The 13,926-nt window shown below is 46.2% G+C and carries 8 protein-coding genes; 7 read left to right on the top strand and 1 reads right to left on the bottom strand.

What is annotated here, in order from left to right; all coding sequences use genetic code 11:
• Positions 1-258: 258 nt before the first annotated feature.
• Positions 259-471: a hypothetical protein gene (locus tag MJ770_RS08110; RefSeq protein WP_239251109.1), complete on the bottom strand. Its 213-nt coding sequence runs from the start codon at positions 469-471 to the stop codon at positions 259-261.
• A 428-nt stretch (positions 472-899) separates the two neighbouring features.
• Here MJ770_RS08110 and MJ770_RS08105 point away from each other — a divergent pair, with 428 nt between their 5' ends.
• The 7 genes from MJ770_RS08105 (at position 900) to MJ770_RS08075 (ending at position 13,024) form a co-directional block, all read left to right on the top strand.
• Positions 900-1,208: a c-type cytochrome gene (locus tag MJ770_RS08105; RefSeq protein WP_239251108.1), complete on the top strand. Its 309-nt coding sequence runs from the start codon at positions 900-902 to the stop codon at positions 1,206-1,208.
• 37 nt (positions 1,209-1,245) lie between these two features.
• On the top strand, positions 1,246-1,866 hold the full coding sequence (locus MJ770_RS08100; protein WP_239251107.1) for a DUF1318 domain-containing protein: 621 nt from the start codon (positions 1,246-1,248) through the stop codon (positions 1,864-1,866).
• Positions 1,863-9,767 carry a CHAT domain-containing protein gene (locus MJ770_RS08095; RefSeq protein ID WP_239251106.1) on the top strand — a complete coding sequence of 2,635 codons (7,905 nt, stop codon included), beginning with the start codon at positions 1,863-1,865 and terminating at the stop codon, positions 9,765-9,767. Before MJ770_RS08100 ends, MJ770_RS08095 begins: the two co-directional genes overlap by 4 nt.
• A complete protein-coding gene (locus tag MJ770_RS08090) occupies positions 9,764-10,327 on the top strand; it encodes an SH3 domain-containing protein (protein ID WP_239251105.1) in 564 nt (187 codons plus the stop codon). Before MJ770_RS08095 ends, MJ770_RS08090 begins: the two co-directional genes overlap by 4 nt.
• Positions 10,324-11,274: a M48 family metalloprotease gene (locus MJ770_RS08085; protein WP_239251104.1), complete on the top strand. Its 951-nt coding sequence runs from the start codon at positions 10,324-10,326 to the stop codon at positions 11,272-11,274. The genes MJ770_RS08090 and MJ770_RS08085 overlap by 4 nt, the downstream gene beginning before the upstream one ends.
• 379 nt (positions 11,275-11,653) lie before the next feature.
• Positions 11,654-12,019, top strand: coding sequence for a group I truncated hemoglobin (locus tag MJ770_RS08080; RefSeq protein ID WP_239251103.1), 366 nt, complete (start codon positions 11,654-11,656; stop codon positions 12,017-12,019).
• 15 nt (positions 12,020-12,034) lie between these two features.
• A complete protein-coding gene (locus MJ770_RS08075) occupies positions 12,035-13,024 on the top strand; it encodes an FAD-binding oxidoreductase (protein WP_239251102.1) in 990 nt (329 codons plus the stop codon).
• The last annotated feature ends 902 nt before the right edge of the window (positions 13,025-13,926 follow it).

The following is a 13,926-nucleotide window of genomic DNA, read 5'->3' as shown; positions in this document are numbered from 1 at the left end:
CTATATGGACTTGACGCCCATTGATATACTTTGATATCTCTATTTTATTGTAACAACAACTGCGGGCCTAAAAATTAGAACTGAAAACAATGAGTCCTACATTATCGCCTGAATTGACTCAGGTACAAATCGTTGCCCTTACATCGCCGTGCCCACTTCGCTTTAATCTCACAAATCTGCCACCACTGCAGCATGTGCGAACGTAGACTATTCCACACAGTCGACGATATGGTCGGCACTCTCACGACCACCTTTAGGTCAGCGTGCCACCGATTCATTCGCACTAACTGTTCCGTCATCGCTATCCAACGATCTCCCTTGGATATAGCAGATAGCTTCAACCCTGGCCGCCAAGGCTGCTGCATGCCAACCAATAGTTAATTGTTGACCAAGAATCAAAAAACTTACTGAAACTTTGAGAGTTACGACAGCATAAAGTTGTAGCTCACCACGAATTTTTTGATTTAGCACGCACCATTCAACTCAATGAGCCATAAAAAAAGCGCTTACATCATATTTAAGATGCATGAGCTCAAACTATCCAACGGAGGCACGCGTCATTTACACCCGCGAAAATTATATGTTGACATAGTGCCTAACAGTAACCGGTATTGCGACATATTTACAGACAAGCATTTGACTAACCGCTTAATTATGTGGTTAATGCAATAGAGAATACCTAATATCATGCTAAGCCCCACGAAGCATCTCGCAGAACTGTGACCTAATCGAGCTGGATCCGGATTCTTGGTAGCATCCACCCTGAGCTAAACCGAAAAGCTTTAGGAAAAACATGTTGACGGTAATTAATAATACTTTATTTAGATTTGACAAGATTAGACAATGCTCTACCCTCAGAGGTAGCATTGTTTTTAGAATTATAAATTGGAGCTCTTAAGATGAAAAAATTGAATCTATTATTCGGCGTTTCTGCATTGGCCATGTTGGTTGGTTGCGGGCATACGAGTGATTACACACCTGCAGCAGATGCTAGTGGTGAACAAATATTCTCTACCGCTTGTACGGAGTGTCATACGCCAGTAAATGCTGATGTTGCGATTGTCATCAGTGCAAGAATGACAAATAAAGACGCGATAATTAAAAAGGTACAGTCAGGAAGCATGAGAATGAAAGCCTTCCCAAATATTCAGGGCGATGCGGCAGATCGTTTGGCTGAGTATGTATTGGCAAATAGCACGATTCAATAAAAACTCTCCATAACCTATATTAAGGAGCCGACTTCTCATGTTCCATCTCCCAATATCATCCCATACGCTGATGCACACATTTGGAGTCGGTCCGAAGAACCGGATCATTTCGCTCCTTTTTATCGTATTACTCGCTGGCTGTGGCGGACCTTTGGTGGGCGTTACCGTGATTGATGAACGCACGGCATTGGAAAACCAGGTGCTCGGCACGTATCAAGAACTCAATCAGCAAGTCATGCTCCTCGCGTCCGTTCGCTACATCGACCCGGAGGGCAAATTAAAACAAACTCAGGAACTCCCCCCAGGGAAAAAAAACGTTGTGCGAGCTCTCCAGCGCGTCTCATTTAACAAGGATGACCTCAGTCGCTATAAATCTCTGGGAACGATCGGAGAAAATAATGAAGGTGGCATCACCCTCTTGGAGCCGGAAAAAGTCGAACTATCTGATCGAGCGTTTGTCGATAACCTTATTAAGGAAGAAAATGAGGATCGCTTCATCATCATGAGTCGGATAATTGAGACGAATGAAACCCTCTCATCTACTGATGCGCCACGTGTCCACAAAATGTTTGCCGCTCTTAACCGTGACAAAGCCCTCAACGGAGAACGCATTCAACTGGACAACGGCAAATGGATTAAAAAAGAGGCGCAAAAATGAAAACCTCGCATGGTCAGGCCTTAGACGCCCCCTTCAACACTTGTCCTTCATTCCAAGGGCGGGGGGTGTTTAAAATTGCTTACAGGGAATACTTAACCTTGTTCTCAAGGCCGATCATTTCACTGACCGTGAATCGTTGCATCCACTTAATCTTTCTTACTGTATCTTTTCTTGGTGCCACACAAGCATTTGGATCGCAACCGCAACGGCTGACCACGCATCCTGCTTTAGACTACCAACCAACAGTCTCTGCGGATGGACTGACCATGGCCTTTGTCTCTATGCGATCCGGGAACGCGGATATTTGGATCCAATCACTTGGAAGGTCCGCCCTCGCGCTTCCGCGTCAGCTGACCACGCATCCAGCCAGTGACCAAGAACCCGCTTTGAACCGAGACGGCACTCGACTTTTATATGTGTCGCATCAATCAGATCCACGCGGCGACGTTTATCTTCTGGACCTTATTACCCTTAAAGAAGAACGATTAACGGGTTTAAGCAGTGGAGATGGCTTTCCTCAGTGGGATCAAGAAGAAAGTGGATTCTATTACCTCAAACGCGATCCGCTTCAAGGCTCGTCAGCAATCTACCGGAAATCTTTTTCAAACCAGACAGAAAAAATGATCGTGCCTCAAGCCACCAGCTTTTCTGTAAATGGCCAGGGGCTGCTTCTGTATTCTAATGGCACACATCTGACTCTGTTGAATCTTCTGGACAACAGCTCAACCCTGCTCGGAAAAGATGGAAATGTGTTGGATCTCTGGCCGGCGTTGGACCGCAATCCAGCTGAGATCAACAATAAGCGCCCGCACTTTTTTACCCGATATGAACAGGATACCAACGGGGATAGGCTGGTCGATACTGATGATGAATCGTCCATTTGGATGAAATATCGGGACTCAAAGTCCGATCAACTCCAAGGCCTCTATCGGATCACTCCAGCGCACCAATTTCATCTTTACCCAGCCGTTTCAGGGGATTTCCTGTATTACTCAGATTTAAAAGCCGGCGATATATTTCGAATCGCTATCCCCGCGTTTCTCAAAGACTATTCTGACCTCGATCATGCCAAAGCATTGGCAGCCTCGCATCAGGATCATGGCCAGTTAGATATGGCGCTCTTAGTCCTGACCAACATTTCTCACAATCTGTTAGCCAAACAGCCTCCTGATGCACGAGCAGAATTCGATTTTTCCCTCGCCGAGGCGCAGACACAGGAAGGAAATTTTCTTGCAGCTCGCCAGTCGTTGCAGCCTTATACCAACCAATCAGGCCAGGTCGGGGCATTAGCCAAAATTCACACTATTGTCTTGAATATCCAGGAGCAGGCCAAGGGCGTTAGCTCCGCAGCGAGACGCCGGTTAGTTTCCACAGGGGCGTCTGAACTTATGGCCATTGGGCAAAAGTACCGAGACATGGATGAGGTATATGGTCAAGCCCTGATTGAGGCCGGACGACTTTACCTCTTCGCGGAAGATCCTCTCACGGCGTTAGATTACCTGACCAAAGTCGAAGACCTGCCAAATAAGGAGATTCGAGCCAAAGGCCTCTTTACCAGAGGCGAGGCCTACCGGATTCTGGGAGACGCCCCTAGCGTAATTAGAGTATTCGTGGATGTTCTTCACATATTTGGCGAGCGATCCTCTTGGGGGAAACGTGCTATTCAAAAGGTCATTTTTCTCAGCCAACAAGGAGAGACCTCTCAAGATAACATGACGGCATTAAACACGTTGATATCCCAGCATCCCGATCTTCCCGTGCTAATCGCCACCACTCGACTTACTATCGCCGACCTCCATTACGATCAGGGAGAACAATTATCTGCTCTGGAAACCCTGAATTTTATCGTCTCGGCTCCTGAACTTCCCAACCAACTCATCATCCAGGCCTATCGAAAAAAAGCCGAGATACTTTCGAGATCGGAACGATATCAGGAAGCGGCGGATACCTATACCGCCTTGAGCCAATTCACAGGAGAAGATCAGACCGAACTCGAAAAAACCAAAAACCTTCTCATTTTACAACTGGTAAAAAAAGCACTCAAAGACCGAAAGGTCGGAGAGACTCGCATAGCCGCAAAATCACTTAAACAACTCACCGATCAATATCCAGAATCCGTGGAAGCCCACCGGGCTTATATCGAAACCAAAACAATGCTCAAGGAAACCCAAGAGGTTCAAGCCTGGTATAACAACTTAGTCAAAGCGCATCCTGAGCATGCAGCGTATCAATATGGCCAGGCTTTGGCGTTATCTTATTCCGAACCGCCGAATCTCCCTCTGGTAATAAACCTGCTCCAACGCGCCATGCAAAAAGATCCCGCCATGGGGTATGTTCATCAAACCCTAGGGTGGGCATACGAGCAAACTGAACGCGCCTCCGGTAACAAAGGCTACCTTGAGAAAGCCGAGCAGGAGTATCGCATTGCGCTGGAGATCAACGACGCCAGCCGCTTCCCGGACGTGGAATCACAACTGCTCTTGAATTTGGGTAACACTTATCTGGCGCTCTCGAATGCCCGCGAAGCCTATCGCCATTACCGGCAGCGCGAAATTCAATTTGTTCCGACCGGCGATAGCATCACTGAAATGCTTTATCGCAAAAATTATGGAAAGGCCTGTTTTCAATCCGGGCGCACTGAGGAATCGCTGGTGCAATATCAATTGGCCTTGCGGGATGTTCCTCTCGAACAGCCAAGCCTTAAAGCCGAAATATTAGAACGCATCGGATTATCCCACCAGGACATCGGTCAATATGCCAAAGCTATTGAAGCATTTACTCAAGCTTTGGATCTCAACCGTGAGCTAGGGCAGGAACAAAACGTCACCCTTCTCCAGAGAAATATCGGGGTCAACCTGTTTAACCTGAGCCGTGCCAGCGACACTGGTGGACGAGAGCAACTCAAGCAGGCATTGGGCAGTTACTTTACCAGTTTAGATCATCTCACTGCTGATGGTGGAAAATCACTTTCAAAGGGTCCAGGCCTGTTCAATGTCAGCGTGGCTCTAGGTGAAGGCGAATCTCAAGCCGCCAGTGGGTTCGACCTGATGGGCGAAAAAAAGCTCATGTTCAGCTACATCGCAAGCACTTATGAACAATTAGACGAAGCCGGACCTGCTCGAGATTATTATCGAAAAAAACTTGCGTTTCTCAATAAATCTTCTCCGAAGAACCAAGATGCTGCAACAATGACTGAAAAAGCAATTGTTCTCAATCATCTGGGAGTTCTTTCGCACAAATTACATGAGCCTGAGCAGGCCATGAAATCCTTTCGTCAATCTTTGGATATCACTCGGGCGTTGAACATGACTTTCGGGACCGGCGTCAACATTTATAACCTTTCTCAACTGGCGGTAGAAAGTATCCTGCAAGGCTACACACCTGAACAGAGTTTGGTGGACGAGATAACCTCCGGCATTCAGGAACTCCAACAGCGGAACTATGAAAATCGCAATCTGTTTTTCACGCTGACCAACACAGCCTTGCTCCTCTCACTTCTTCCCGAACCCTCGCTAGACAAGCAGCTCAAGCCAGCTGAAGCCGTCCAACGCATGCATGAGCAATTTACTTCCAGGACTCTTCCGTGGTCGTATTATCAGAAAGCCGAATCTCTCCTGCAGAATCCAGATATATTCTCCAGCAGTGAACGACTCTCCGCTCAATTTCTGGTAAAGTTAAATCAGGCAGAATTGGCACGAACAACAGACCAGCCCGAGATCTCTCGCCGTATCCAGGAAGATCTCATCAATTTGGTGGAAAAGCATCAATCACCCAATAGCTGGTTATGGTATTTAGCTCAGGCAGAAGATGCCACCGCCCCTCTCACGCGGAGAGAATTCTTAACAAAGTCCGTTGAGACCGTCCTTCGTTTTCCCGCACAAACCGATCCCCGAACAGTACAGGCCAACACTTGGCCGGCGTACGAACGTCTGACTCAGCTCTCGGTCGACCAATTGATCACTGATGGTCGGCCAGACGACGCCTTTACTGTGGCCGAGCAATTGAACATTCGACAAATGACCAGCGCCATCTATGAAGCGCTCGGAGAAGATTTTTTTCTCAAAGGCTTGGGAAGTTATGAACCCGAATTAAAATCTCTACTTGGAAAACTCCGACAAGCCAGGGGTCAGGGTGATACCACTGTCATTGCGGAACAGGCTGCTGCTCTCCAAGACGTGCTTTATGCCTTGTTTGAAGAATATCCATGGGCCACCTCGTCCTTCTGGGCATATCCTCAAACAAAAGAGCTTTTATCGTCAGGAATCAACGCTCAACACCCCTATGTGAAAATTGTCCAAGGAATGCAAGGCTATCATGGCTTTATTCATAACGGGGAGACGCTCCATTACAGCCCTCTGGTGGTAACAGAGAACAGTGTAACCGGGGATAAAGAATTTCACCGGCGGCTTGACCAATCGGCCTCTGCCTATCTTGCGATACCTCAGGACATGGATCCGTCTCTCATCTCGCTGGCACTCGATAAAAAACCGCTCACATGGGTCAGCAATTTTTATGATTTTCTGAATGGATACCATCAGCGCAGCCTCTTTTTTTCACATATCACTACGCCAAGAAATTTTCACCCTTCCACGCCTTCGTCTGCGGGAGAAATTCCATTCGTACTCCAACAATTTAGTGGGGTTGAAGCTCATGATCGTCCACTAGCAGCCAACACCAACATTGCGGCATTTCTTAAACCCTCGAATACGTTCGCCTTTGAAGTTCAGCAAGATAAGGCTGTTCGAGAATTTGTCTCAGTGCTCGATTTTGCCGGCAATCAGCATCATTCTATCCTGTTGTTCGGGGGCGTCTCGGCCTCGTCTCCTTCCCCAAAGACGCTGATATCTTCTCTGCTTCGCGCTGGGTTTCCCCATGTCATCATGAGCCGAACCGCAGTTGATCTTAAAACTTCTACTCAGTTTCTGAACCAATATTTATCGCATCTCAAAAACCTTCCTCCCGATGAAGCCGTGGTGGCCGCGTCGAAGGATATATGGGGAGAGGACACGACAAAACATCCTTTCCGCCACTACGGATTTGCAGGTATGGATCCCGACGAGCGGCAAGAATATGCGGCCTCCATTTACGACCAGGAAGTGGCAGACGCTATTCATGCATTTACTACCAAGGATTTTTCCACCTCCCTCGTGCACATCGAACATGCCCTCGCACTCATTGAGCATGCTCAAAAGCGGAAGGACTACAAGGAACTCAACACCTTGGCCGTGGAAACTGCTTTCGAAGTAAAAAATTACGAAAAGGGTATTTTCTTTCAACAAAAACTTCTAGATTCACTTACACCAGAGACCTCTGTCAGCGAGAGGGCCGAGGCAGAATATCGTTTAGGCATCCTTCATTCCCGCCTTGAACATTTTGACATTGCCGTGAAGCATATCGAACATGCGAACCAGATTTGGGAGCAAGGCGAAGAGCTTGATCGTCTGGCGGAAGGCTTGGCCACATTGGGAATCGTGCGTGAAAACATGGGAGCCTATACGGATGCCTTGGAACAATTTAACCAGTCCTTTTCTCTGTATCAGGAAATCGGGGAAATGGGGCACACGGCATTTCAATATCGGCGAATCGGTCGTATCTATTACCTTCGATTGGGTCGATATGAGAAAGCCCGGGAAAATTTCCTGGCTGCCTTGAAGCTGCACCAGGAGCAAGAAGATCCTAAGGGAGAGGCTGAAGTACTGTATGAAGTGGGATTAACTTTTGAAAAAGTCGGCCTGTTCGACCAGGCCGCTAAATACTATAACCAGGCCCTCGCTATTGCGAAAGAATTAGATGACCCCATGCTTCTGGCAACTGGTGATCTCTACCTTGCCAATGTAGCTTGGTTCCAGGGGAACTATCAAACGGCCTTCCAATTATTAATTCAGGCCGATAAAAAAGCAGAACGGGCGAATGACTCACAATTGCGTATCATGGTGGAAAATACGCGCGGGTTAATGTACTGGACACTCAATGACACCGACAAGGGATTGCTCCATTTGCAAGACGCAGTCACGCTGAGTCGGTCTTCAAATATCCAAACTGAGCTGGCCTCTTCACTGAACAATCTTGGTTTGATCTACCGGCAACGAGGTGAACACGTTACTGCGCTGGATTATTTCCACCAGGCAAAAACCCTTGATGAGTCCCTTAAAAGCCAATGGGGCTTAGGCTACGACCATCGCAATATCGGTATCTCTTTACAGGCCTTGAACCGATTGGAAGAAGCCGAAGGCCATTTCCTTAAAGCAGAAAAAATCAGCGCTGACATTCACAATGTCATTAATTGGGTAAAAGCATTATTAGAACTGGGCAATGTGAACAAGGCGCTTGCGCGTCCCGACCAGGCACTTGGCTATTACGAACGAGCGTATGAGTTATCAAAGCGATACGGCATTAAGGAAGTGGAATGGCGTGCGGCATCGGGCAAGGCTACGATTTTGCAAGAACAGGGGAAGATCTCTGATGCTTTGACCTGGTTTACCAAAGGTGTCGAGGTGGTAGAAAGCATGCGGGCGGCACTGAAGATCGATGAGCTCCGAAACAGTTTCCAGAACAACAAATTGGATCTGTATCGAGACATCATCACCCTGCTGATCACCATGAACAGGACCGATGATGCTTTTAATTTCTTAGAGCGTTCACGGTCCCGCAGCTTCATTGATCTGCTGGGCAATCAAAAACTCTCGTTCACAAAAGAAGGAGATCAGGAAACCTGGAATAAAATCAACATGCTGGCGTCCACGGTGAATTCGCTCAAGTCAGAATTGGGGTCGTATGAAGCCCCCCCTGCCGACCTCCAGGAACGATATCGAAACACGAAAATTCGATATGATGAAGCGATTTTGGAGGTGAAGCAGCAAAATCCCGGCCTCAGCAGTTTTGTCTCGGTGGATCCGTTAAATTTGAAAGGGGTCCAACAACTTTTGGCGCCTCGAGTGGGCTTAGTTACCTACTTCATGACGAAAGAAAAACTCTACTTGTGGCTTATCACCAACGAACGCACAGTCTTTCACACCATCTCGACCAAGGAGGAAGAGCTTACTCGATTAGTGACCCGCTATCGGCAACTTGTTCAACAACTGGAACCGGTGGAGGATGAGCTGCAACAACTCTATGCATCTCTGATCCAGCCAGTTGCGTCGGAAATTAAAAATCTGGAGTATTTGGGAATTGTTCCGGATGGACCTCTCCACTTTCTTTCCTTCGCCGCGCTTAAACATGGCCCCGCGTATCTGGTGGATGAAATTCCACTCTTTTACGCACCATCAGCCTCTGTTTTTGAATTCACCTTCGCCAAACGTAAAGCAATCAAAAATGACAAAGTCCTCGCGATCGGAAATCCGGATTTAGGAAATTTCAATTACGACCTTCCACTGGCCGAATTAGAGGCCAATAGTATCAAATGGAATTATCCTAATATGGACATTCTGACCGGCACAAATGCCACCAAAGAATGGGTAGTGAAGAATATCTCCAAATATGGCATCATCCACTTAGCGGCTCACGGAGAATTCGATGAGGGTAACCCACTGTTGTCCTCACTCTGGCTGGCCTCAAAAAATCCGGAAAACCGGCAGCTGACCGTTCAAGAAATTTTCGGGTTGGAAATCAACGCAGATTTGGTTACTTTAAGCGCATGCCAAACGGGCCTTGGTAAATTAGAAGCCGGAGAACTCATCGGTCTTAACCGCGCATTTATTTACGCCGGCACGCATGCCCTGGTATCCGCCTTGTGGCGTGTGGATGACCTTTCAACTTCTGTACTCATGAAACATTTTTACCGCAATTACGTCACAACCAATAAGGCCAAAAGTTTGCGTCAAGCGCAACTCCTCGTCAAAAAGGATTTCCCTCACCCATCCTATTGGGCTGGATTCAGTTTAATCGGAGATTATCAATGACACCTTTCAATCATCAGAAAAAACAGAAGCATATTGGAGACTCGTTCATTATTCACTTGCTGTTTACCGTGATCATCATGTTGTTTAGCATCATTGTCCTGCCCTCAACTTCTTGGGCAGAAACATGGTACGCCAAACAAGATGGCGTGAAGGTTACGGCCGAGAAATCTTCTTCATCCGCATTAGTTGAGACACTCAGTCTTGGTGATGCCGTCACCGTACTCAGTAAAACAGGCCGAGTGTTCAAGGTCAAAACGAAAAAAGGAAAAAATGGATGGGTATTTAAATTTAGGCTATCAGACAAAGAGCCCTCTTCAGATAGTGGTCCAGGCCTTTCAAGCCTCATTGGGCGGAATACCATTGCTGCCCGTGAATCCCGAGCCGGGGGAAGTATTCGCGGCCTTAAAGAGACCACCGCACAATATGCAAATGACAAAAAAATTGGCCAGGAACACCGTGACGCTGTGGATCGCATGGGAGCCTTTACCTTGACAACTGATGACCTCATGGAGTTTAAGAAATCAGGCCACTTAGGCGAATTTTCGGGAGATGCCCAATGAAACGAATTATGGTACTAGGTAGTTTCACTCTCGTGTGTATGTGCTTCCCCGCCACCGCCATGAGTGGATTTTTAGACAGTTTATTGCAACCTGCACCAAAACAAAACGTGGATCGACCTGCTCAAGAGAAAGTCGCAGAAGAACAACCTGGTCTTCTTGACGGTATCGGTGGACTTTTTGGCGTAAAAAAGAGCGAAATAGATCTCGTCAAAAAGGGGGTCGGCGTAGTAGAGGCCCTTCAGCCCATTGGTGAAGAAGAAGAAATCGTGTTAGGAGAAGCTGTGGCCGTGGAAGCCTTTAGTCGCTTTGGTGGTGAGTATTCTAATAAGGACTGGAACCGCTATATCAATCTAGTCGGAAAAACCATTGTCGAGGTGTCTGACCGGCCAAACCTCAACTTTCATTTCGCGATCTTAAACAGCCAGGAACAAAACGCCTTTGCTGCGCCCGGTGGTTATATCTTCATCACTGTCGGTCTCCTGAAAGCGTTGAAAAATGAAGCCGAATTGGGTGGAGTATTAGCGCATGAAATCGCACATGTCACTAAGCGGCACATGTTGGACACCATCCGACGCGGGGCAGTATTGGGCAGCGTATCTGAACTCTCACTGGCAGCCATGAAACAAGATCCCAAAATGTTTTCCAACGCTATCGAGCAAATGACTGATTTGCTGTTTACCAAAGGCCTGGATAAAGGCAAAGAGTTCGAGGCTGACGTGGTTGGCCTGGACTATGCGTACCGGGCGGGGTATCACCCTCAAGGGTTAAAGGATTACCTTCAAACCTTAGCCAAAGAAGAGGGTCATGCCAAATCTCGATTTTTTACGACCCATCCTTCGACCACCGAACGTATCTCTAAAATCAACACAGTGCTAAACGGATATTCAGACATTCAAGGTCTGCCGTTCCTGACTGCTCGCTTTCAACAATACGTGAAAGCTGAATAATGTTCCAGCTCACATCCTTACGTTAGACAACATAACCTTGGCGTCTAACGCAATACTGTGTCGAATTGGGGTGAGCGACTGCTCGCAAAACCGCCACTTGTAGAAGTCACATAAATCAACCCATAATTACGTAGTGCGACAATTTGCCGCATACTAAAACTGAGTAATCTGAGTTACCATCTAGCTACTCGTTTGACTTAAAAATTAAAGCTAAAATTTAGTTGTGTGAGAGTAGATTATTACTATTTTGATAAACAATAATTGTTCCTTTGCAAACAAATGGGCGAAAGAGTCATCACTCAGCTAAATTTGCTGCCAATTTCCGTTAAGTCAGGCAAGCAGCTAGAGGAATTACAAATCAAACATCAAGGAGAAACAAATGACTACACTTTATGAACGATTAGGTGGACAGCCTGCCGTAGATGCAGCAGTAGATATTTTTTATCGTAAGATGCTGGCTGACGATAAGGTAAGCGGTTTCTTTGATGGGACAGATATGGACGGACAAATCGCCAAACAAAAGGCATTTTTGACCATGGTTTTTGGCGGCCCTAATAATTACACAGGTAAGAATATGCGCGAAGCGCACAAACCTCTTGTTGCAAGAGGTTTGGACGATTCGCATGTCGATGCCGTGATTGAACATTTGGGCAGCACATTGAAAGAACTTGGAGCTGCCGATGCAGATATTGCTGAAGTTGCCGCCATTGCAAATGGTGCGCGTAATGATGTGCTAAATCGTTAAGGTTGCATTTAATTCATGGCAGTTAATATTTCTTATCAAGGGTGTAAGCATGAACTTCAAGATGGCGAAACTATTCTTGATGGCTTGCTACGCCATGGGCAGGATATGCCGAGCTCTTGTAAGGCAGGAGCCTGCCAGAGTTGCCTGATGCAGGCTCATGACGGCAACCCGGGAAGCAAGGCACAAATTGGACTGAAAGACACGCTTAAGGCACAAAACTTCTTTTTGGCTTGTCAATGTATCCCAAATGAAGACCTTAAAGTTTCACTGCCCTCTTTGGCGGATACCACTATTCCGGCAGAAATTATTGGTAAAGAGCAACTTTGTCATAATGTTATTGCCCTGCGTCTCAAGCCATCAGCTGACTTTCCCTGCCGTGCAGGGCAATATATCAATCTCCTGAACGAGAGCGGTTCTGTTATTCGCAGCTATTCCGTCGCCAACCTGTCTGAGCAAGACGGATTTTTAGAGCTGCATATTCGAAGAATAGATAACGGCACTATGAGTGTATGGGCTTGCGACACAGCAAAAGAAGGCGACCAAGTTCACATTCGCGGCCCAGCGGGAGAATGTTTTTATGTAGCGGCCGATGGCGACAAATCTTTCCCAATATTACTGGCTGGAACAGGGACTGGACTTGCTCCGCTTGAAGGTGTTGTTCTGGATGCACTGGCACAAGGCCATACAGGTGATATTCGTATTCTGCATGGTGCTTTATCCGAACATGATTTATATCATGTAGATATGCTGAAAGAGCTAGCGAAACTACATAAAAATCTGACATATACCCCTTGTGTTTTAAATATGAAGCATGACAAGGAGGGATTTCATACAGGTCCACTGGATCAATTCGTTATGCATATTATGGAGCCTCTGGATAAGAAAACACTACACACCTATTTCTGTGGTGCGCCCGAGATGGTTAATTTGTTGAAGAAAAAAGTTTTTCTGGCCGGAGTTGCTTCAAAAAATATTTTCAGTGACCCATTTTTAATGAAACATTAAACATAGGTGCTACAAGGCTTAACAAAATTTCAGACTAAACGACTACTGGGGTTGAAGCTGAATGCCTCTAAGTTAAGCCTTTTTAGCAAGGGAAGAAGCTGAAATTGATGGGGAAAATGTTATAACTCGTTATACAAAATGCAACGCCGCTATTTTTTGCTTCTACCTCCAGACACACCATAGAAGAACCTCTCTCAGCTTATCAAAAACTTTCCGATGAGATCGCAAAGTTGAAGCAAAAATCGTTCAGTCAACGAGATGTTTTATTCAACTTTCATTACCGATCAGAATCTACGTTCCTCAGAATATGAGGCCCTCCGTCACCGATACTTCATCAGCAAAAAGTACATTTTTGTATCTCTAAGGGCTAAATTGTGCCTTCGTTGCCGGAGGCAAAAATGAAAGCTGGATATCTAAAATTGAGTACCGCTTAATCCAATTGCAATATAAGGGCGTTTCTAAATATCGTCATCCCTACGAAGACGGGAATCCAGTAGCAACTGATTCGTCAACTGATTTCAAGTTCTAAATTTCAGTCAACACGGGAATGAGATAAATGCAAATCTCAGAGACGACCATAAGTAAATCACCGATTATTTCGTACTAGAACAGCCAAATAGAAGTTTATCCAGAGAATCAAAGGCCCAAGTCGTATCAGTTACTAACTGCTCCACCACATGAAAGAAAATGTCTCCACATAGGATCAAATACCGTGCTAAAAAGAATTAACTATGTGGTATTTTGCCTTGATTTTACCCTCTTTTCTTTTCCGGCTAATAGATGACAGAAACCACATTAGATCATTACAAAATCATGAAATATCAATTGCCTAATATTCGTTTTATACTTAGTCGACACTGAATTATTCGATTCTGTCGTTCAGATCAGGCTACGCAAGCAGC

The sequence above is a fragment of the Candidatus Nitrotoga sp. M5 genome (genome assembly GCF_927904885.1).
Lineage (GTDB): Bacteria > Pseudomonadota > Gammaproteobacteria > Burkholderiales > Gallionellaceae > Nitrotoga.
Note: the sequence above shows the minus strand (reverse complement) of the source record. Positions and strands in the feature narration are given on the sequence as shown.